The sequence below is a fragment of the Brevundimonas sp. genome (assembly GCF_044336875.1).
In the GTDB taxonomy this organism is placed as follows: domain Bacteria; phylum Pseudomonadota; class Alphaproteobacteria; order Caulobacterales; family Caulobacteraceae; genus Brevundimonas.
This window is the reverse complement of the sequence record NZ_JBIIOP010000005.1, coordinates 119,658-138,604: the sequence shown is the minus strand read 5'-3', so window position 1 is coordinate 138,604 and position 18,947 is coordinate 119,658. Positions and strand designations below refer to the sequence as shown.

The window sequence follows — 18,947 nt, the reverse complement described above, 5'->3', positions numbered from 1 at the left end:
TTTCAGGCCGTGGCGCGCAGCGACACGCCTGACGATGGGGGAAGTTCAGCTTCCTTCAGAACGAAGACTTCCCCCTCCGACCCCGGTTCGCTTCGCGAACGCCGGGCCGCCTCCCCGCAAGCGGGAGAGGGTCTTTGTCTCTCTGCACCGACCAACAAAAAGGGCGGGGTCTCGCGACCCCGCCCTTCTGCATTCTCAGCCTGAGCTGGCTTGGACTTAGAAGTCCATGCCGCCCATGCCGCCCATGCCGCCCATGTCGGGGGCGCCGCCAGCAGCGCCGCCCTTCTTGGGGGCGTCGGCGACGGCGGCTTCCGTGGTGATCAGGATGCCGGCCACCGAAGCGGCGTCTTGCAGGGCCGTGCGGACGACCTTGGCGGGGTCGATGACGCCCATCTTGACCAGGTCGCCGTATTCTTCGGTCTGGGCGTTGAAGCCGAACGAGGCTTCGTCGTTTTCCAGCACCTTGCCGACCACGATCGAACCTTCGACGCCGGCGTTTTCCGAGATCTGACGGATCGGAGCCTGCAGGGCGCGACGGATGATGGCGATGCCGGCGTTCTGGTCGGCGTTGTCGCCCTTGACGTCGGCCAGGATCTTGGAGGCCTTCAGCAGGGCGATGCCGCCGCCCGGAACGATGCCTTCGTCAGCCGCGGCGCGCGTGGCGTTCAGGGCGTCGTCGACGCGGTCCTTCTTTTCCTTCACTTCGACTTCGGTCGAACCGCCGACGCGGAGAACCGCGACGCCGCCGGCCAGCTTGGCCAGACGTTCCTGCAGCTTTTCCTTGTCGTAGTCCGAGGTCGTGTCTTCGATCTGGCGCTTGATCTGGGCCACGCGGGCTTCGATCTCTTCCTTGCCGCCGACGCCTTCGACGATGGTGGTGTCGTCCTTGGTGATCGAGACCTTCTTGGCCTTGCCGAGCATGTCCAGGGTGACGGTCTCAAGCTTGATGCCCAGGTCTTCCGAGATGACCTGGCCGCCCGTCAGGATGGCGATGTCTTCCAGCATGGCCTTGCGGCGGTCGCCGAAGCCCGGCGCCTTGACGGCGGCGACGCGCAGGCCGCCACGCAGCTTGTTGACCACCAGGGTGGCCAGGGCTTCGCCTTCGATGTCCTCGGCGATGATCAGCAGCGGACGGCCCGACTGCACCACGGCTTCCAGGATCGGCAGCATGGCCTGCAGCGAGGTCAGCTTCTTCTCGAACAGCAGGATCAGCGGCTCTTCGAGAACGGCCTCCATCTTGTCGGCGTTGGTGATGAAGTAGGGCGACAGGTAGCCGCGGTCGAACTGCATGCCTTCGACGACGTCGACGGTGGTGTCGGCGGTCTTGGCTTCCTCGACGGTGATCACGCCTTCGTTGCCGACCTTGGCCATGGCCTGGGCGATCAGCTCACCGATTTCCGAGTCGCCGTTGGCCGAGATGGTGCCGACCTGGGCGATTTCCGAGTTGTTCGAGACGGGCTTGGACTTGGCCTTGATCTCTTCCAGCACCAGGCCGACGGCCTTGTCGATGCCGCGCTTCAGATCCATCGGGTTCATGCCGGCGGCGACGGCCTTCAGGCCCTCTTGCACGATGGCTTGAGCCAGGACGGTCGCGGTGGTGGTGCCGTCGCCCGCCTTGTCGTTCGTCTTCGACGCGACTTCGCGGATCATCTGGGCGCCCATGTTCTCGAAGGCGTCTTCCAGCTCGATCTCTTTGGCGACCGAGACGCCGTCCTTGGTCGAGCGCGGGGCGCCGAAGGACTTCTGGATCACGACGTTGCGGCCCTTCGGACCCAGGGTCACCTTGACGGCGTTGGCGAGGACGTTGACGCCGCGCAGCATCTTGTCGCGCGCGTCGGTGTTGAACTGTACGATTTTAGCGGCCATGCGGGCTGCTCCTATCTAAATGGATTGATTGAAGAAAATCGAACGTCGGGTGCTTAGGAAAGCACGCCCAGGACGTCGGACTCCTTCATGATGATCAGGTCGTCGCCGTCGATCTTCACTTCCGTGCCCGACCATTTGCCGAACAGGATGCGGTCGCCGGCCTTCAGTTCCAGGGCGTTGACCTTGCCGGATTCGTCACGAACGCCGGGGCCGACGGAGACGACTTCGCCTTCCTGCGGCTTTTCCTTGGCGGTGTCGGGGATGATGATCCCGCCCTTGGTCTTGGATTCTTCTTCAACGCGCTTGACCAGCACGCGGTCGCCGAGCGGACGGAACGCCATCGGACTTCTCCCTGTAAACCCCCGGATCGGGGCGTTCTGAAATGGTGAGCAGGCCTTCCCGCGATCGCCGTTTTGGCAGCCGACCGGCGAGAGTGCCAACGCGAGCGGGAGTTAGGCAGACGGGGGAGCAGCGTCAAGCGGCGCGGGGCGTTAATCGCCTGCGAATTTTCCGCGACAGATGAACTCAAAATGAATGACGGGCTCCGGGGTCGTTCAAGCTAGAACCCATAGAACCGTTTCAACGCTCGAGGCATTCCCCTCCCGGAACGCCGATTGAGCAACCAGATTGAAGGAGACGGATATGTCCAAGCTGCTGAAGATCACCGCTGTCGCCGCCGCCCCGGTCATCGCCATGACCCTGATGGCCGCCCCCGCCTCGGCCCAGTCGCGCGACCGCGACGACACGGCCCGCAACGCCCTGATCGGCGCCGCCGTCGGTGGTCTGGCCGGGGCCGTCTACAGCAACGGCGACGGTCGTTATGTCGCGGGCGGCGCCCTGGCCGGGGCTGCGGTGGGCGCCGCGGCCTCGTCGAACCGCGGTTCGGACTGCGGCTATCGTCGCGGCGGTCAGTGCTATCGCAACCAGGGCCACTGGGAACGCGAGCACGGCATCAACAGCCGCGACCCGCGCTGGGAACAGCGTCGCGACTATCGCGACTATCGCCGCGAGCAACGTTACGACCGCCGCGACGACCGTCGGGACTACCGCTACGATCGCCGCTGGTAAGCGGTCAGGTTCGGATATGTGAAGGGGCCCGGCCGCAAGGTCGGGCCCTTTTCGTGTTCACCGCCCCCCCCGCCCCCTAGACGGCCCGTCCCGGCGAAAGGGGCCGGAAATGGGAGGCGGCGCCTCTCAACTCAGCCCATCAGCCGCGTCATCAGCGCCGCCGTGGACGGATCCAGGGTCTCCGAAGGGCCGCCCGCCTCGACGTCCTTCAGGACCGCCTTGGCCAGGACCTTGCCCAGTTCGACGCCCCATTGGTCGAAGCTGTTGATGTCCCAGATCACGCCTTCGACGAAGGTCTTGTGTTCATACAGGGCGATCAGCGCCCCCAGGGCCGCCGGCGTCAGCCGGTCCATGACAATGGCGGTCGAGGGGCGGTTGCCGGTGAAGGTGCGGTGGCTGGCCAGCCGCGTCGCCTCCTCTTCCGACAGGCCCTGAGCCAGGCCTTCCGCCTTGGCGGCTTCCGTCGTCTTGCCCAACATCAGGGCCTGACCCTGGGCGAGGGCGTTCGACCACAGCGGGGCTTCCGGCGCGTCGGCATGCGTCTTCGCCACGATCACGAACTCGGCCGGGACCACCTGCGGCCCCTGGTGGATCTGCTGGAAGAAGGCGTGCTGGCCGTTGGTGCCGGGCTCGCCGAACACGACGGGGCAGGTCTGGCGCGTCACGGGCGTGCCGTCGCGATGCACCCGCTTGCCGTTCGACTCCATCTCCAGCTGCTGCAGGAAGGAGGGCAGGCGGCGCAGGGCGTGGGCATAGGGGGCCACCGTCCGCGCCGGCCGGCCCAGACCGTCGACGTTGAACACCTGGGCCAGGGCCAGCAGGATCGGCGCATTCTGCTCCAGGGGGGCGGCGACGAAATGATCGTCCATGGCGGCGGCGCCGGCCAGCATCTCCTCGAAGGCGTCCCAACCCAGGGCAATGCCGCACGACAGACTGACCGCCGACCACAGCGAATAGCGTCCGCCGACCCAGTCCCGGAAGGCGAAGGTCCGGCCGCAGCCGAACTGGCCCGCCTTCTCCGGCGCCGCCGTCACCCCGATGAAGTGTTTCGTCATGCCTTCGGAAGGCAAGGCGGCGGCCAGCCAGGCCTTGGCCGCCTCGGCGTTGGCCAGGGTCTCTTGCGTGGTGAAGGTCTTGGACACCACCACGACCAGGGTGGTCTCGGGATCCAGCCCGGTCAGGGCCTCGGCCATGTCGCGCGGATCGATATTGGCGACGAAGCGCAGGTCGATCGCCGGGTCCAGCGGGCGCAGGGCGTCCCACACCACGCGCGGTCCCAGGTCCGATCCGCCGATGCCGACATGGACGATGGCCTCGAACTTCCTGCCTGTCGCCCCGGCCTCGGCCCCCGAACGCACGGCGTCGGCATAGGTTTTCATGTCGGCGCGCACCGCGTCGACCTCGGCCGAGACCGGCTCGCCCAGGGCCTTGAAGTCGGCGCCCGGCGCGGCGCGCAGGGCGGGGTGCAGCACAGCCCGGCCCTCGGTCAGATTGACGGCCTCGCCGGCGAACAGGGCGGCGCGCCGCCCTTCGACGTCGCTGGCGCGGGCCAGATCCAGACAGGCGTCGAACGCCTCTTTGGTCCAGCTCTGTTTCGACAGGTCCAGATACAGGCCCGCCGCCTCGACCGACATCCGCGCCAGGCGGTCGGGGTCGACGGCGAACTGCTGGTCGATACGGGCGTCGCCCGCCGCGGCGGCGGTTCGGTCGAAGGTCTTCCAGGCGTCGTCGCGGCTCATGTCGGTCATCGGGCGATCCTCTGGGGAGAGAGAAGAGAAGGTAAACACTCGTTTACGGGTCGGGCGTATGCCGGTTCAACGTCCTAGCCGACGCTGAAACAGGAAGTCACCTCCATGTCCTGCGGCCTTGCTCTCACGATCGCCCTGTCGATGTCCAATCCCGCCGTGGCGTTGGCGGCCGAACAGCCGCCTGCAGCGGTCGGCGCCCCCGTCTCGGTGGCCGGCGAGCCCCTGTTTTCGGACATCGTCGCCCGATCGGGCGCGCTGAAGGCCCTGGTCGACGGCTGGGCCTCGGCCAAGGCCGCCGACGAGGCCGGCTTCTTCACCAGCCAGGCCTTCACCGGCTTCAAGGCCCAGGCCGAACAGCTTGCCGCCCTGGACCTTCAGGGGCACCTGATCCTGAAGGAACGCGGCACCGACGGCGACCTGAAATGCATCCTGCGCGGCATTTCCGAGGACATGCCCAAGAAGGTCGAGGCCGTTCAGGCCGCCGCCACCCCGGCCGAACGCGCCACGGCCCTGTCCGAACTGTCCTATCTGCTGAACGACAACGTCGAGGTCATCACCGCCCCGCCGCAGCCGGAGGTTTAGGGGCGCTTTCCCCTCTCCCTCCCGAACGGGAACGCAGATCGGCCGCACCGCTCGCCCTGGATTACGAAAACTTCACTCGACCCGACGCATCTGCCGGCCTCTCCCGCCACCTCTTGCCCTCATGGCGTGACCCTCACGCCCGAGGGGATTCCATTGTCAGATTTCGCCGTTTACCGCGCCGCTCGCCTTCGGGGCGTCGTCCGCCGCGCGCTTTCCGTCGCCTTTCCCGGCCTGGGGCGCATCGCCCTGGTCGCGGGTCTGCTGTTCTGCCCGGCCGTGGCCCCGGCTGTGGCGCAAGACGCCGCACGCATGGATCAGGTGGCGCGAGTCGCGGCCGAGGCGGGTCAGTTCTCCGGTGCGGTCCTGGTGGCGCGGGATGGAGAAGTTCTGCTGGACAAGGGCTACGGTCTCGCCGACCGCGAATGGAACATCCCCAATGACGGCGATACCAAATTCCGCTTGGGTTCCCTGACCAAACAGTTCACCGCCGTCGCCGTTCTGCTGTTGAACGAGCGCGGTCTGGTGGATCTGGACGCGCCGGTGAAGACCTGGCTGCCTGACGCCCCGACGGCCTGGGACGGGGTCACGGTCCGTCATCTGCTGTCTCACACCTCGGGCGTGCCCGACTTCACCCGAATGGCGGACTACGAGGCGCTGAAGACGCGGCCGGCGACGACCGCCGAACTGGTCGCACGCTTCCGCGCCCGGCCGCTGGACTTCACGCCCGGGGCGCGTTTCGCCTATTCCAACTCGGGCTATATCCTGCTCACTGCCATCGTTGAGGCGGCCAGCGGCCGCCCCTACGCCGACTTTGTCGACGAAGCCCTTTTCCGCCCGCTCGGCATGGCCGACACCGGCTATGACCGCCATGGCGTCATCCTGTCTCGCCGGGCGTCCGGCTATACGCCGACGGCTGACGGGGTCGCCAACGCCGACTATGTGGACATGAGCATCCCGACCGGCGCCGGCGCCCTGTATTCGACCACCTACGATCTGTTGAAATGGGAGCAGGGGCTGTTCGGCGGCCGGGTGCTGAAACCGGCGTCATTGTCGGCCCTGACCACGCCCGTTCTCGACGACTACGCCATGGGCCTGCTCGTGAAGTCGGGACAGGGATACACCCTGGTCTGGCACAATGGCGCCATCGAGGGCTTCAACACCTATATGGCCTACGATCCGGCCGACCGAACCGCCGTCATCATTCTGGGCAATCTGAATGGGGATGCGCCGGACAGGATCGGCGCCGATCTGACGACCCTCGCGCGGGGCGGTACTGTGACCCTGGTCGGCGAACGCCGGGCGGTGGCGGTGGATGCCGTGACGTTGGGCGCCTACGAAGGCGTCTATGCCCTGTCGCCCGCCTTCGCCCTGACGGTGACGGTCGTCGACGGCGGTCTGACGGCCCAGGCGACGGGCCAGAAGCCGTTCGCTCTCGTCGCGGAAGGACCCGACGCCTTCTTCCTGACCGTCGTTGACGCCCGCATCACCTTCACCCGCGACAAAGACGGCGCCGTCGCGGGCCTGGTCCTGCACCAGGGCGGCCGCGACATGCCCGCGCCGCGGCAATAGGAAGGCGACCGAACTACTCTGCCTTCAACGCCTCCACCACCACGCCCTCGGTCAGCAGTTGCGGCAGGATGCGGGGTTCGCCGCCGCCCGCCGGATAGAACAGATACAGGGGCGCGCCCGACCGGCCGCGCCGCTCAAGTTCGCGGGTGATGGCGTCGTCGCGGCGGGTCCAGTCGCCGACCAGATAGAGGGCGTTCGCCGCCTGCATCGCCTCGGCGACGCGGGGCGACGACAGGGCGGCGCGCTCGTTGATCTTGCAGGTCACGCACCAGTCGGCGGTGAAATTGACCAGGACCGGACGACCCTGGGCTTGGGCGGCGGCGACGGCCTCGGCCGACCAGGGGGCGGCGGCGAGGGGGCCGGTTTCGGCGACGATCGGGCCGGATGATCGCGCCTGGCTGGCGGCAAGACCGGCGAACCCGACAGCGCAGATCAGGGCGAGCGTCGCGGCGACCGCGCTGACCACGGCGGTTCCGCCCTCGGCGCGGCGCCTCTGGTTGATCCCCGCGAGCCACAGGCCCAGGGCCAGCATCAGGGCGGCGAACAGGACCAGGCCCAGGGCGTCCTCGCCCCCCTGACGCGCGAAAACCCAGACCAGCCACAGGGCGGCGCCGTACATGGGGAAGGCGAGCAGCCCCTTCAGCCGGTCCATCCACGGGCCGGGCCGGGGGAAACGCCGCAGCAGGCCGGGCGACAGGCTGATCGCCACATAGGGCAGGGCCAGACCCAGGCCCAGCATCAGAAAGACCAGCAGGGCCAGGGGCCAGGGCATCAGCAGGGCCGCGCCCAGGGCGGCGGCCATGAAGGGGGCGGTGCAGGGGGCGGCGACCACCACGGCCAGAACCCCGGTGAAGAAGGCGCCCGTCCCGCCGGGCAGGCGCGACAGCGGCCCGTTTCCGGCGCCCTGCAATCCGGCCCCGACGTGGAAGACGCCCGACAGGTTCAGCCCGACCGCCAGCATCAGCAGGGCCAGGCCTGCGATCACCGCCGGAGACTGCAGCTGGAAGCCCCAGCCTATCGCCTCGCCGCCGGCGCGCAGCGCCAGCAGGGCGCCGGCCAGGATCAGGAAACTGGCCAGCACCCCGGCGCCGAACAGCAGGCCGTCGCGACGCGCCTCGCGCGCCTTATGGGCCGAGGCGGCCAGGGCGGCGGCCTTCATCGCCAGGATCGGGAAGACGCAGGGCATCAGGTTCAGGATCAGCCCGCCCAGCAGGGCGAACAGCAGCGACTGCAGGATCAGGCCCAGGCCCGTCGTCGGCGTAGCCGCCGTCTCGACTTCGTTGGCCAGGGTCTTGCCGCCGCCGGTTCCCGCCAGGGCGGGGCCGGGTTCGGCCGTGATCTCCCAGGCGCCGGCGTTGGTGGCCAGGACGCCCGCGACCGGGCCGGTCAGCCCCCTGGCGGTCAGGCCGGCGCCCGGCGTCAGCTTCAGGCCCAGCCCGTTCGGCCCGGCCTGGCCCGTCTGGGCCGCCGCATGGTCGATGACGCCGCCTTCGAACGGATAGAAGAAGGCCTGGCTCAAATCCGCGCCCTGCAGGGGTCCGCCCGCCGCCGACAGGGTCAGGACGCCGTCGGTCAGGCTGGCGCGGGCCTCGATCCCGGCGGGCCGGGGTGCGGCCTCCAGCGCGGCCTGCAGGGGGGCGCCGTGGTCGGGATCCAGCGGCGGCGTCCCCTCGCGGATCGGCAGGTCCAGCCTCAGGCTCATCTGCACCGGCACGCACATCTGGTCGCTGCAGACCAGGAACAAGACGTCCGCGATCAGGGGCAGGGTGGTCCCGGGTCGGGCCGAGGCCGGAATCTCGATCGGCACAGGCAGATAGACCTCGCCCGAATAGCCGTAATTGACCAGGCTCATCAGCCTTTGTCGCGTCGGCAGGGGCCAGACGATGTCGCCCGCCTTGACCCCCGGCGGCAGACGCCAGTCCAGGGTGGTCGGCCCGCCTGAATCGCCCGGATTGCGCCAGTAGGTATGCCAGCCTGGGGCTATGGTCTGGCGCACGGCCACGACCACGGTCGATCCCGGCGCGGCCCATTGCGACAGGCCGACCAGTTCGGCCTCGATATTCTCGGCGCTGCGCGGTCCGGGCAGGACCACGGCGGCGGCCTCGGCCGGCCGGCTGACCGGCTGGGCCAGGACGGCTCCGGGCAGGATGGAAAGGACCAGGGCGAGCAGAAGGGCGGTCAGGCGCATGTCCCCTCTCTAGGCCGTCCCCGTCGCCGTGTCAGCGCGTCCGGTCGACGGGCCTATCGACGCGGATGCGCGTCCACCACCACCACGGTCCGACGCCGCAACGGCTCCGCCGCGCCCGTCGCCGTCGTCGCCTCGGCGTCGCCCGCCGCCGCGACGTCGAACACGGGCGCCGGCAGTCCCGCGCCGTTCAGCGCCTGGGCCACCGTCCGCGCCCGCCGCTGCGACAGGGTCAGATTGGCCTCGCTGGCCCCGGTTGCGTCGGCCAGTCCCAGCACCTGGACCCGGCGCACGTCGCAGGCTCTCAGCACCCCCGCCGCCGCCATGATCGCCTGGTCCGCAGCCTCGGTCAGTCCGGCGTCGTTTTCTTGAAAATAGATGTCGAACCGCGCCGGCGAGCACATCGATTCCCCGGCCACGATCGCCTCGCGTTTCATCGGCATGGCGCAGGCGCCCAAGGCCAGCATGCCGCCCGTCATGGCCAGAACTGCGATATGTTTCATGTGTTTCCCCGTCTCCCACCATCATCCTGAAAACAAGAAGGGCGGTCCGTCCGAGACGAACCGCCCTTTGGAACTCAAGCCGGCCGCGTCTGCCGACACGGTCGGGCGAAAGCCTCGATCAATAGCGACGCTGACCGTTGTCCCAGTAACATTCGTCCTGGCGGTTGTCGTAGCAGTAGTAGTAGCGGCCCTGGCTGTCGCGGTAGCGCTGCTGGTTGTTGCGGTCCTGGTTCGAACCACGGATCGCGCCGGCCGCGCCGCCCAGGGCGCCGCCGATCAGGGCGCCGGTGGCTGCATTGCCGCCGCCGACATTGTTGCCGATGACGGCGCCGGCGACCGCGCCGAGGCCGGCGCCGATGGCGCCTTGGCGCACGGTCTGGTTGGTGCCGCCGTAAGGGTCGCTGGCGCAGGCCGAAGCCAGCAGACCGGCGCCGGCGATCGCGATGATGGCCTTGTTCATGGTGAAATCCTCTGTCCTGGGTTCGCCCCGAAGGCGAGAACGCCGGATTACGGCCCCGGTTCCCATGTCTATCGCTGTTCTGTGGGTTGTATTAAGGATGTCGCGGGCGAGCGGGCTCGCGCTGGAATGTCTGGGGGACATGATGCGGTTTTCGGAAGTGACGTTCGCGGCGGCCGGCGCCGAAGGGCCTGTCTGGGCGCGTGGCAGGAAGCGCAAGGCCTCGGCCGCACCCTTGGTCAATGTGCTCGTGACCCTGCTGGCGCTGATCGGCGCGCTGACGCTGGTGCTGTCGATCAAGGAGCGGTCGGTCGAGGCGGCGGGACGCATGCTGGACGGCTGGATCGTCGCCGGATGGACCGAGGCGCGAAAACTGGCTGGTCAGGCCCCCGAAGTCGCCGATGTCGCGGTCGACGAGGCGGGCCGGGCGGCCGAGAAGACCGGTGATGCGCTTGAGGCCGGCGCCGGAGCTGCGCGCGACGAACTGAAGCAATAGTCACGCTTGTCGGGAACGCCCGCGCCGCCGGGACGTTCGCCCGGCATGACTGACACATTGACGCCCGAACCTGACGCCGGCGCCGGCGAGCCGCGCGACGGCGATAAGCGCGTCCTGACGCCCCATGCGCCGCTGTCGCGGATCGTGATGCTGGTCAATCCTCTATCCGGCAGCGTCGGCCCGCGTGCGGCCGGCGAGGCCGAGGCGATCCTGGCCGACTATGATCTGGAAGCCGAGGTCGTGGTGCTGGAGGCCGGCAATTTCGACCAGGCCATAGCCGACGCCTTCGCCGCCAAGCCCGACGCCATCTTCGTCCTGGCCGGCGACGGCACGGCGCGGTCGGTGGCGTCCAAGGCCAAGCCGAACGGGCCGATGATCGCTCCGCTGCCCGGCGGCACGATGAATATGCTGCCCAAGGCCCTGTACGGCACGGCCGACTGGAAACTGGCCCTGCGTCGCGCCCTGGAAGAAGGCGAACCCCAGCCGGTGTCCGGCGGCGAAGTCGAGGGCGAATATTTCTACTGCGCCGCCATCCTGGGCTCGCCCGCTCTTTGGGCGCCGGCTCGCGAGGCGATGCGGACCGGCAAGGTGAAACTGGCCTGGGCCTATGGGCGGCGAGCCCTGAAACGCGCCTTCACCGGCCGGCTGAGGTTCAGCCTGGACGGCGGCGACAAGCGACGGGCCGAGGCCCTGGTCCTGATCAGTCCGATGATTTCCAAGGCCATGGAGGATCCCATCGGCCTGGAGGCGGCGGCCATGGATCCCTCGGACGCCAGCCAGGCCTTCCGTCTGGCGGCCAACGCCCTGTTCAGCGACTGGCGCCATGATCCGGCGGTCTCGACCAAGCCGGCCAAGCGAATCGACGTTCGGGCCCGCTCCAAGATTCCTGCGGTCATCGACGGCGAACCCATGCTGCTGAAATCCGAGGCCACCGTCCGCTTCATCGCCAAGTCGTTCCGGGCCCTGGCGCCGCGACCGCCGGCGGCCGAGGACAGTTTGTAATGGGACGGATTCTTCAGTTTTCGGACATCCACTTCGGCTGTGAACACAAGAGGGCCGTCGCGGCGGCGCTGGATTACGCCCACGCCACGCCGAACGATCTGGTGCTCATCACCGGCGACATCACCCAGAAGGGCTATCCGGCCGAGTTCAAGGCGGCCGGTGAATGGATGCGGGCCATGCCCGAACCGCGCTTCGTCATCGTCGGCAATCACGACGTGCCCTATTGGGACGCGGTCGCCCGGGTGTTCGATCCCTGGAAGGCGTTTGAAACGGCGACCGGTTTTCCCGCCCACGACGGGCAGTTCTGCAACGATACGGTGATGGTGCGCGGCGTCGTGACCGCGCGCGGCTGGCAGGCGCGACCGAACTGGTCAAAGGGCGTCATCGACCTGGACCAGACGCGACGCGCGGCGGAGGCCCTGCGTCAGGCGCCGATCGGCGCGCTGCGGGTTCTTGCCTGTCACCACCCTCTGATCGAGATGATCGGGACGCCGATGACCGGCGACGTCAAGCGGGGCGACGCAGCAGCGCTGATCTTCGCCGAGGCCGGGGTGGACCTGATCATGACGGGCCATGTCCATGTGCCCTTCGCCCTGCCGATCGATCTGGCGGACCGCTGCTCCTACGCCGTGGGCTGCGGGACCCTGTCGCATCGCGAGCGAGGGTCGCCGCCCGGATTCAACCAGGTGGACTGGGACGCTCGAACGATCACGGTCACGGCCATGGCCTGGGACGGGCAGAAATACAGCTCGCACCAGATCTGGCGACTGCCGCGTCGTCAGGACACCCGCAAGGCTGCGACGGCGCCGAGTCCGAACGAGCCCGGCGCTTTGGAAAAGGCTGCGGTTTAAGACGCCCGGCCCTCCGAGGCCTCGCGGGAGGCCGCATAGAGAAAGGGCCGGAACTCGCGTTCCGGCCCTTCTTCATTTCGTCGGTCAGCGCCCGCTATAGTCGCGGGGCGCCGCGTCCGCGAAGTCCGCCGGCCACAAGGGCGATGACGAACAGGATGATGGCGACCACGGCGATGAACTTGGCGATCTCGAACGAGAAGTTCGCGATGCCGCCGAAGCCGAGAACGGCTGCGACCAAGGCCACGATCAGGAAGATAATTGCCCAGCGAATCATGGGTTTAGCTCTCCTGCGTTGAAGTTACCGACGGCGGCCCTGGAGCCGTTCGTCCGTCGGTAGATCAACGTTCCCGAGGGCCGGGTGTTCCGTCGCGGACAACGGATTCGACTCTAGCGCCGACGACGCTTCGTATAGCCGCCCTGGTCCATCTTCCGCTCGGCGACCATGCTGGCGATGATGGCGGCGAGCGCCGGATTGCGCAGCAGCAGGAAGGCTGCGCCCAGACCGCCCACGGCGCCGATGATCGGACGCTCGCGCACGATGTGCAGCACCTTGCCGACCAGACCATCGGGCTCGTCCTCGTCTTCCTCGTCGTCGTGGTCCTGGCTCTTCAGGAAGACGAGGGTGACGATCAGGGCCACGAGGGCGAACAGGCCAAAGGTCACTGCGGCGGCGCCGAACGGCGTCATCACCAGACCCAGGGCGTAGAATATGGTCAAGCCGAGGAAGACCACGGCCAGAAAGACGCTCGCGGCGACCACGCTGGTCGCCACGAGGCGTTTGACGATGCCCTTGAACATCAGCGGCGACGACCGGCCAGCAGCATGCCCAGGACCAGACCGACGCCGAGCGCGACAGCCGTCGACTGGAGCGGACGCTCCTGCACGCGTTCGACGACATAGCGTTGCGCCTCGTCCAGGCGTTCGGCGGCGTCGTCGTAATATTCACGACCGCGCACGCGGGCGGTGTCGTAATAGCCGCGCGCCTGTTCGCGCACTTCCTCGCTCTTGGCGCGCAGCTTGGCCTCGGCCTCGGTGGCCTTTTCGCGCAGGCGCTGGGTTTCTTCGCGGGCGCCGGTCTTCAGATCCTCCTTGAGGGTCTTCAGGTCGGCCTTGATGTCTTCTCGAGCCTTAGTGGTGGCCATGATGCGCGCTCCGGTTTCAAGCTTGGCAATAGAATAGGGAACCCCGTCTGCCAACGCCACACCGTGGTCAAGGTTCCCGCGACCGCAGCGGTGTCACGGCCCTCGTCACGGGCGATTCGTCGCACTAGATTGAGGGCATGACCCAATGGCTGTTCCCGCCTCGCCCGACCCCATCCCTGCCGATCACGGGCAGCGACCTGCGCTTCCCGGTCCGTCGCATCCTTTGCGTCGGTCAGAATTACGCCGCCCATGCGCGGGAGATGGGCTCGGATCCGGACAAGCAAACGCCCTTCTTCTTCTCCAAGCCCGGCGATGCGATCGTTTCCGACGGAGCCAATCCGGCCTATCCCTCGGCGACCGCGAACCTGCACTACGAGGCCGAACTGGTGGCGGCCATCGGCGAAGGCGGCAGGATCGTCGGCTGGGCCGTGGGCTGCGACCTGACCCGCCGCGATCTGCAGGCCGAGGCGAAGAAGACCGGGCGTCCGTGGGACGCGGCCAAGGGGTTCGACCAGTCGGCGCCGTGCGGATCGGTGACCCTGGGCGACCTGCCGTCGCCTGCCGGCGCCATCGCCCTGACCGTCAACGGCGAGACGAAACAATCGGGCGCGCTGGATGACATGATCCTGAACCCCGACCGGATCGTCGAGGCGGCCGGCAAGCTGTGGACCCTGGCCCCCGGCGACCTGATCTTCACCGGCACCCCCTCGGGCGTCGGCCCGGTGGTCAGGGGTGATGCGGTGGTCGTGACCATCGACGGCCTGGAGACCCTGGCCTTCGAGGTGGCCTGATGATCCTGCACGGGTATTGGCGGTCCGGCGCCAGCTACCGGGTTCGCATCGGCCTGGCCCTGAAGGGACTGGCCTATGATCTGGCGGCGCACGACCTGCGCAAGGGCGAGCAGAAGGCCGCCGACTATCTGGCGCTGAATCCCCAGGGCATGGTGCCGGCCCTACAGGACGACGATCTGGTCGTGACCCAGAGCCCGGCCATTCTCGAATGGCTGGAAGAGACCCATCCCGAGCCCGCCCTGCTGCCTGCGGACGTCGCGGACCGCGCCCATGTGCGCGCCATGGCGTCTCTGATCGGCTGTGACATCCATCCGCTGAACAACCTCCGTGTGCTGAAGTCCCTGCGATCCGATTTCTCGGCGGACCAGTCGACGGTCGATGCCTGGGCCGCGCGCTGGATCGCGCCCGGGTTCGATGCGCTGGAGGTCCTGATCGACCGGCATGGCGGCGGCTGGAGCTTTGGCGACCGGCCGGGCCTGGTCGATTGCTACCTGATCCCCCAGCTCTATTCAGCGCGCAGATTCAATATGATGCTTGATGCCTGGCCGGGTCTTCTGGCGGTCGAGGCGCGGTCCCTGGACCATCCGGCCTTTCAGGCGGCCCATCCCGATCGGCAGGCCGACGCCGACGCCTGATCTGCGATATCAGTGGTGGATAAGTAAGACTCGCGTAACGTCTCGCTCAACCTCCCTTAAGTATTGGGAGCGCATTGTCGTAGCGTGACGCATTCCCCCGCCACCCCTTCGGCGCCCTCGCCCGTTGATCGCCTGGCCCTGGCCGTGGTGACCGAGCCCGAGCGCGCGCCGAATCCGTTCATGTCTGCGCCTTCGGGCGCACGCGAGGAGGCCATGCGCTTCCTGCTGCAGACCGGGTCGGATGCGGGCGTCAAGATGATCGCGACCAAGCCGGAAGGCGACGGCGAACGTTTGCTGGGCCAGGCCTGGCCCTTCCCCTCTCCCTTCCAGGTGACGGTGCGGACCGTGGCCCTGAACGAGGGACTGGACCGGGTCGAGGCGCGCGCGCGGCGCTCGCTGGAACGGATGGGCCTGCCGCGCGGCGAGGCCCTGCTGGTGTCCAACGCAGCCGACCTCGCCGGCGCCGACGGCCGCGCCCTGTGGGACCGGCTTCAGGCCCTGAAGGCGCGCGGCCTGTTCCGCAGCATCGGCTTCTGCGCCACGGTCGAGGACGGTCCGGCCCTGCTGGCGCGTCGGCTCGAAGCCGACGTGGTTCAGGTCTCCTGCAATCTTCTCGACCAGCGCGCGGCCCAGGAAGGGGTCCTGGACGAGATCAAGTCCCTGGGCGCCCAGGTCCACCTCGCCTCGGTCTTTGCCGGCGGCCTGTTGTTCGCGGTCGGAGACGAACTGCCGCCGCAGCTGGCGGAATACGCTCAGCCGCTGTCGCGTACGCGTCGGCGTCTGGCCGAACGGCGCTGCGATCCGATGCAGGCGGCCCTGGCCTATGCCTTCTCGCTGAAGGCCGTGGACCGGGTGGTGTCGAGCGTGGCCTCGGCCGCCGAACTGCGCGCCATTCTCGCTGCGGCCCACGCGCCCTGCCCGGCCCTGAACTGGTCGGAACTGGCGCTCGAAGCGCCGGCCGCCTTCACCGCCGACGCCCGTTCACGGATCAGCAGCGCGGCCTGATCGCAGGCGGCGAGCGCGATCCGCTCACGCCGTCCAGATTGGACGCGCCCTCTCGGATGAACGCCGGCGCGCCTGTTCGATCAACTGCGTCTGAGCCCGCTCGATCCGGCCGAAATCCGTTCGCCAAAGTGGAGACTTGGCTGACCGCGGCATTGATGGAGACGTGACGCCGAGCGCGCCTGTGAGACCGCGAATGGGCCTCGGTTCAGTGATGCGTTCCGCCATCTTCACCCCCCAGCGTTCGACGGCGCTGCTCAGGCGAAGGTTGTTTCCAATTCAGCCCGCAAACCGCTTGAGCCGGTGGACGGCTTCCGTCACTTTCCGCGCCACATGACCGCCCCCGCCTCTCCCTCGCCCGACCTCGCCGCTTCCATCGAGGGGGCGACGCCCTTTATGGCGCAGTATCTGACGGCCAAGGCCGGTCAGCCGGACGCCATATTGTTCTTCCGGATGGGCGACTTCTACGAACTGTTCTTCAAGGACGCCGAGGTCTCGGCGGCGGCCCTGGGCATCACCCTGACCAAGCGGGGCAAGCACCAGGGTGAGGATATTCCGATGGCCGGGGTGCCGGTCCATGCGATGGAAGGCTATCTGGCCCGACTGATCCGCATGGGTCACAAGGTGGCCATCTGCGAACAGCTGGAAGACCCGGCCGAGGCCAAGAAGCGCGGCGGCAAGGCCGTGGTCCATCGCGGCGTGGTGCGGGTGGTGACGCCCGGCACCCTGACCGAGGACAGTCTGCTGGACGCGCGCGGCGCCAACCGGCTGGCGGCCGTCGCGGTGCGCAAGGGCCGGGCGGCGGTCGCCGTGGTCGAACTGTCGTCCGGCGCCGTGGATTCGGTGGCCTGTTCGCTGGAAGACCTGGGTGCGGCCCTGGCGGCCTTCCGCCCGTCCGAGGTGCTGGTCACCGACCGGATGTATTCCGACGAGACGACGCGCGACGCCCTGGACGGCTCCGGCGGCGTGGTCCAGGCCCTGGCCGGCGCCATCGCCGAACCCCAGGCGGCGCGGGCGCGGGTCGAGCGCCTCTACGGTGTGGCGGCTTTGGACGGGTTCGGCGCCTTCGAGGAGGCCGAGGTCTCGGCCCTGGGCCTGATCGCCGCCTATCTGGAGACCACCCAGGCGGGCAAGGTTCCGGCCCTGGCCCCGCCCCGCCGTCTGGGCGAGAGCGGCTTCCTGGCCATCGATCCGGCGACTCGCGCCAGTCTGGAGATCGACCGCACCCAGCGCGGCGAGCGCGAGGGCTCGCTGCTGGCCGCGATTGATCGGACGGTGACCTCCGGCGGGGCGCGGGCCCTGGCGGAACGGATCGCCCGGCCGCTGCGCGATCCCCTGGCCATCAACGAACAACTCGACGCCGTCGAATGGCTGCTGGAACGACGCGACCTGCGACGCGACCTGCGCGACGGGCTGAAGGCTTCGGCAGATGTGGCGCGGGCGGTGGGGCGGCTGGCGCTGGGCAGGGGCGGACCGCGCGATCTGGCCGCCATTCGTTCGGGCCTGAACATCGGCGAAGGAATCGCAGGGCTGTTCATCGGCCAGGTCGACCCCCTGACCGGCCAGCCGCGCCGCATCGCCGTGGCCCTGGACCGGTTGACCCTGTCGCCGGACCTGTCGCGGCTGATGGTGGACTTGGCCGACGGCCTGATCGACGAGCCGTCGCATCTGGCCCGCGACGGCGGCTTCGTGCGCCCCGACTACCGTCCCGAACTGGACGCCGCCCGCACCCTGCGCGACGACAGTCGCCGGGTGGTCGCGGATCTGGAGGCGCGGGCCGTCGCCGAGTCCGGCGTGGCCTTCAAGGTCAAGCACAACGCGGTGCTGGGCTATTTCCTCGAGACCTCGGCCAAGGCGGCGGAGGGCCTGCTGCGGGCCGGTCCGGAAAGCCCCTTCATTCACCGCCAGACCCTGGCCAGCCAGGTCCGGTTCACCACGGTCGAACTGTCGGAACTGGACGCCAAGATCAGCCAGGCCGGTCATCGCGCCCTGGCCATCGAGGCCGAGACCTTCGAGACCTGGCGGCGCGAGGTGGCGCGCCTGGCCCAGCCGTTGCAGGCGGTCGCCCAGGCCCTGGCCGAACTGGACGCCCACGCCGCCCTGGCCGAATGGGCCCAGGAAATCGGGGCGGTCCGCCCCGTAGTCGACGACACCCTGGTGTTCGCCGTCGAGGCCGGCCGCCATCCGGTGGTCGAGGCGGCGGTCAAGGCGGCGGGTGATCCCTATACGCCCAACAACGCCCGGCTTGACGGGTCAGGCCAGGATTGCGCGCGCCTGGCCATCGTCACCGGCCCCAACATGGCCGGTAAATCGACCTTCCTGCGCCAGAACGCGCTTCTGGTGATCCTGGCCCAGGCCGGGGCCTTCGTGCCGGCGCGGTCGATGCGGCTGGGCGTGGTCGACCGGCTGTTCAGCCGTGTCGGGGCCGGCGACGACCTGGCGCGCGGCCGTTCCACCTTCATGATGGAGATGGTCGAGACCGCCGCCATCCTGACCCAGGCGACGCCGCGCAGCTTCGTGGTGCTGGACGAGATCGGACGCGGCACCGCCACCTATGACGGTCTGGCCATCGCCTGGGCCACGGCCGAGGCCCTGCATGAGACCAATCGCGCCCGGACCCTGTTCGCCACCCACTATCACGAACTGGCCCAGTTGGAGACGCGGCTGGACCACGTCTGCAACCTGTCCATGGTGGCCAAGGAATGGAACGGCGATCTGGTCTTCTTGCACGAGGCGGCGCCCGGCGCGGCCGACCGCTCCTACGGGGTCCAGGTGGCCAAGCTGGCGGGGGTGCCGGCCTCTGTCGTAGCCCGCGCCCGATCCGTTCTGGAAAGACTGGAAGGCGAAAAGGCCGCCACCGCCCGACTGGACGACCTGCCCCTGTTCGCGGTCGCCGAACCGGAGCCCGTGCGGGGACCGACCCCCGTCGAGACCGCCCTGCAGGACGTGGATCCCGACGCCCTGACGCCGCGCGAGGCGCTGGAAGCCCTCTATCGGCTGAAGGGTCTGATCTAGGGTCGGTTACGCACAAACCCTTACGGGTGAGTTTT

At 68.6% G+C, this 18,947-nt stretch carries 19 protein-coding genes; 10 read left to right on the top strand and 9 right to left on the bottom strand.

The annotated features are described in order from the left end of the window. Window positions 1-216: 216 nt before the first annotated feature. Window positions 217-1,866, bottom strand: coding sequence for a chaperonin GroEL (gene groL, locus ACIQ1T_RS08950; RefSeq protein ID WP_395944188.1), 1,650 nt, complete (start codon window positions 1,864-1,866; stop codon window positions 217-219). 53 nt (window positions 1,867-1,919) lie between these two features. Continuing rightward, entirely contained in the window at window positions 1,920-2,207 is a 288-nt protein-coding gene (gene groES, locus ACIQ1T_RS08945) for a co-chaperone GroES (RefSeq protein WP_008259448.1), read from the bottom strand. A 301-nt stretch (window positions 2,208-2,508) separates the two neighbouring features. Between groES and ACIQ1T_RS08940 the strand changes: the two genes are divergently transcribed. Further along, window positions 2,509-2,934 carry a hypothetical protein gene (locus ACIQ1T_RS08940; protein WP_395944187.1) on the top strand — a complete coding sequence of 142 codons (426 nt, stop codon included), beginning with the start codon at window positions 2,509-2,511 and terminating at the stop codon, window positions 2,932-2,934. Between the two features lie 131 nt (window positions 2,935-3,065). Here the strand turns inward: ACIQ1T_RS08940 and pgi are convergent, their stop codons facing one another. Beyond that, complete coding sequence (gene pgi / locus ACIQ1T_RS08935) at window positions 3,066-4,673, bottom strand: glucose-6-phosphate isomerase (protein WP_395944267.1); 1,608 nt, start codon at window positions 4,671-4,673, stop codon at window positions 3,066-3,068. A gap of 114 nt (window positions 4,674-4,787) precedes the next feature. Between pgi and ACIQ1T_RS08930 the strand changes: the two genes are divergently transcribed. Further along, window positions 4,788-5,264 carry a hypothetical protein gene (locus tag ACIQ1T_RS08930; protein ID WP_395944186.1) on the top strand — a complete coding sequence of 159 codons (477 nt, stop codon included), beginning with the start codon at window positions 4,788-4,790 and terminating at the stop codon, window positions 5,262-5,264. A gap of 153 nt (window positions 5,265-5,417) precedes the next feature. Further along, window positions 5,418-6,833, top strand: a complete 1,416-nt coding sequence (locus ACIQ1T_RS08925) for a serine hydrolase (protein WP_395944185.1) — start codon at window positions 5,418-5,420, stop codon at window positions 6,831-6,833. Between the two features lie 13 nt (window positions 6,834-6,846). On the opposite strand, the gene ACIQ1T_RS08920 is transcribed toward ACIQ1T_RS08925, so the two are convergent. From ACIQ1T_RS08920 to ACIQ1T_RS08910, 3 genes are all read right to left on the bottom strand, one after another. Continuing rightward, a complete protein-coding gene (locus ACIQ1T_RS08920; RefSeq protein WP_395944184.1) occupies window positions 6,847-9,021 on the bottom strand; it encodes a protein-disulfide reductase DsbD family protein in 2,175 nt (724 codons plus the stop codon). Between the two features lie 53 nt (window positions 9,022-9,074). Beyond that, window positions 9,075-9,521 carry an OmpA family protein gene (locus ACIQ1T_RS08915; RefSeq protein WP_395944183.1) on the bottom strand — a complete coding sequence of 149 codons (447 nt, stop codon included), beginning with the start codon at window positions 9,519-9,521 and terminating at the stop codon, window positions 9,075-9,077. A gap of 118 nt (window positions 9,522-9,639) precedes the next feature. Then, entirely contained in the window at window positions 9,640-9,981 is a 342-nt protein-coding gene (locus ACIQ1T_RS08910) for a YMGG-like glycine zipper-containing protein (RefSeq protein WP_395944182.1), read from the bottom strand. Between the two features lie 139 nt (window positions 9,982-10,120). Between ACIQ1T_RS08910 and ACIQ1T_RS08905 the strand changes: the two genes are divergently transcribed. The 3 genes from ACIQ1T_RS08905 to ACIQ1T_RS08895 are packed head-to-tail and all read left to right on the top strand — an operon-like array spanning window position 10,121 to window position 12,327. After that, on the top strand, window positions 10,121-10,474 hold the full coding sequence (locus tag ACIQ1T_RS08905) for a hypothetical protein (RefSeq protein WP_395944180.1): 354 nt from the start codon (window positions 10,121-10,123) through the stop codon (window positions 10,472-10,474). Window positions 10,475-10,519: 45 nt separating this feature from the next. Continuing rightward, window positions 10,520-11,476 (top strand): diacylglycerol/lipid kinase family protein, encoded by a 957-nt coding sequence (locus tag ACIQ1T_RS08900; RefSeq protein WP_395944179.1) that lies wholly within the window; start codon window positions 10,520-10,522, stop codon window positions 11,474-11,476. Further along, window positions 11,476-12,327, top strand: coding sequence for a metallophosphoesterase family protein (locus tag ACIQ1T_RS08895; protein ID WP_395944178.1), 852 nt, complete (start codon window positions 11,476-11,478; stop codon window positions 12,325-12,327). The genes ACIQ1T_RS08900 and ACIQ1T_RS08895 overlap by 1 nt, the downstream gene beginning before the upstream one ends. Before the next feature lie 94 nt (window positions 12,328-12,421). Here the strand turns inward: ACIQ1T_RS08895 and ACIQ1T_RS08890 are convergent, their stop codons facing one another. From ACIQ1T_RS08890 to ACIQ1T_RS08880, 3 genes are all read right to left on the bottom strand, one after another. After that, complete coding sequence (locus tag ACIQ1T_RS08890; RefSeq protein ID WP_292119509.1) at window positions 12,422-12,601, bottom strand: DUF1328 domain-containing protein; 180 nt, start codon at window positions 12,599-12,601, stop codon at window positions 12,422-12,424. Between the two features lie 113 nt (window positions 12,602-12,714). Beyond that, a complete protein-coding gene (locus ACIQ1T_RS08885; protein WP_395944177.1) occupies window positions 12,715-13,125 on the bottom strand; it encodes a hypothetical protein in 411 nt (136 codons plus the stop codon). Beyond that, window positions 13,125-13,469 carry a YqjD family protein gene (locus ACIQ1T_RS08880; protein WP_395944176.1) on the bottom strand — a complete coding sequence of 115 codons (345 nt, stop codon included), beginning with the start codon at window positions 13,467-13,469 and terminating at the stop codon, window positions 13,125-13,127. Before ACIQ1T_RS08880 ends, ACIQ1T_RS08885 begins: the two co-directional genes overlap by 1 nt. A gap of 137 nt (window positions 13,470-13,606) precedes the next feature. On the opposite strand from ACIQ1T_RS08880, the gene ACIQ1T_RS08875 reads away from it, so the two are divergent. The 4 genes from ACIQ1T_RS08875 to mutS all read left to right on the top strand — a co-directional run bounded on the left by ACIQ1T_RS08875 (window position 13,607) and on the right by mutS (window position 18,912). Continuing rightward, window positions 13,607-14,260 (top strand): fumarylacetoacetate hydrolase family protein, encoded by a 654-nt coding sequence (locus ACIQ1T_RS08875; protein ID WP_395944175.1) that lies wholly within the window; start codon window positions 13,607-13,609, stop codon window positions 14,258-14,260. Continuing rightward, window positions 14,260-14,895: a maleylacetoacetate isomerase gene (maiA, locus tag ACIQ1T_RS08870; protein WP_395944174.1), complete on the top strand. Its 636-nt coding sequence runs from the start codon at window positions 14,260-14,262 to the stop codon at window positions 14,893-14,895. Before ACIQ1T_RS08875 ends, maiA begins: the two co-directional genes overlap by 1 nt. Window positions 14,896-14,979: 84 nt before the next feature. Further along, entirely contained in the window at window positions 14,980-15,900 is a 921-nt protein-coding gene (locus ACIQ1T_RS08865) for an aldo/keto reductase (RefSeq protein ID WP_395944173.1), read from the top strand. A 330-nt stretch (window positions 15,901-16,230) separates the two neighbouring features. After that, the gene (gene mutS / locus ACIQ1T_RS08860; RefSeq protein ID WP_395944172.1) at window positions 16,231-18,912 is read left to right on the top strand and encodes a DNA mismatch repair protein MutS; all 2,682 of its coding nucleotides are present in this window, start codon (window positions 16,231-16,233) and stop codon (window positions 18,910-18,912) included. Window positions 18,913-18,947: the final 35 nt, after the last annotated feature.

Bases quoted from the DNA above. Each gene is read 5' to 3' on its own strand.
- ACIQ1T_RS08940 (WP_395944187.1), top strand. From the start codon at position 2,509: ATGTCCAAGCTGCTGAAGATCACCGCTGTCGCCGCCGCCCCGGTCATC.
- ACIQ1T_RS08920 (WP_395944184.1), bottom strand. From the start codon at position 9,021: ATGCGCCTGACCGCCCTTCTGCTCGCCCTGGTCCTTTCCATCCTGCCC.
- ACIQ1T_RS08880 (WP_395944176.1), bottom strand. From the start codon at position 13,469: ATGGCCACCACTAAGGCTCGAGAAGACATCAAGGCCGACCTGAAGACC.
- ACIQ1T_RS08915 (WP_395944183.1), bottom strand. From the start codon at position 9,521: ATGAAACATATCGCAGTTCTGGCCATGACGGGCGGCATGCTGGCCTTG.
- groES (WP_008259448.1), bottom strand. From the start codon at position 2,207: ATGGCGTTCCGTCCGCTCGGCGACCGCGTGCTGGTCAAGCGCGTTGAA.
- mutS (WP_395944172.1), top strand. From the start codon at position 16,231: ATGACCGCCCCCGCCTCTCCCTCGCCCGACCTCGCCGCTTCCATCGAG.
- ACIQ1T_RS08885 (WP_395944177.1), bottom strand. From the start codon at position 13,125: ATGTTCAAGGGCATCGTCAAACGCCTCGTGGCGACCAGCGTGGTCGCC.
- maiA (WP_395944174.1), top strand. From the start codon at position 14,260: ATGATCCTGCACGGGTATTGGCGGTCCGGCGCCAGCTACCGGGTTCGC.
- ACIQ1T_RS08895 (WP_395944178.1), top strand. From the start codon at position 11,476: ATGGGACGGATTCTTCAGTTTTCGGACATCCACTTCGGCTGTGAACAC.
- ACIQ1T_RS08875 (WP_395944175.1), top strand. From the start codon at position 13,607: ATGACCCAATGGCTGTTCCCGCCTCGCCCGACCCCATCCCTGCCGATC.
- ACIQ1T_RS08900 (WP_395944179.1), top strand. From the start codon at position 10,520: ATGACTGACACATTGACGCCCGAACCTGACGCCGGCGCCGGCGAGCCG.
- ACIQ1T_RS08905 (WP_395944180.1), top strand. From the start codon at position 10,121: ATGATGCGGTTTTCGGAAGTGACGTTCGCGGCGGCCGGCGCCGAAGGG.
- ACIQ1T_RS08890 (WP_292119509.1), bottom strand. From the start codon at position 12,601: ATGATTCGCTGGGCAATTATCTTCCTGATCGTGGCCTTGGTCGCAGCC.
- ACIQ1T_RS08910 (WP_395944182.1), bottom strand. From the start codon at position 9,981: ATGAACAAGGCCATCATCGCGATCGCCGGCGCCGGTCTGCTGGCTTCG.
- pgi (WP_395944267.1), bottom strand. From the start codon at position 4,673: ATGAGCCGCGACGACGCCTGGAAGACCTTCGACCGAACCGCCGCCGCG.
- groL (WP_395944188.1), bottom strand. From the start codon at position 1,866: ATGGCCGCTAAAATCGTACAGTTCAACACCGACGCGCGCGACAAGATG.
- ACIQ1T_RS08930 (WP_395944186.1), top strand. From the start codon at position 4,788: ATGTCCTGCGGCCTTGCTCTCACGATCGCCCTGTCGATGTCCAATCCC.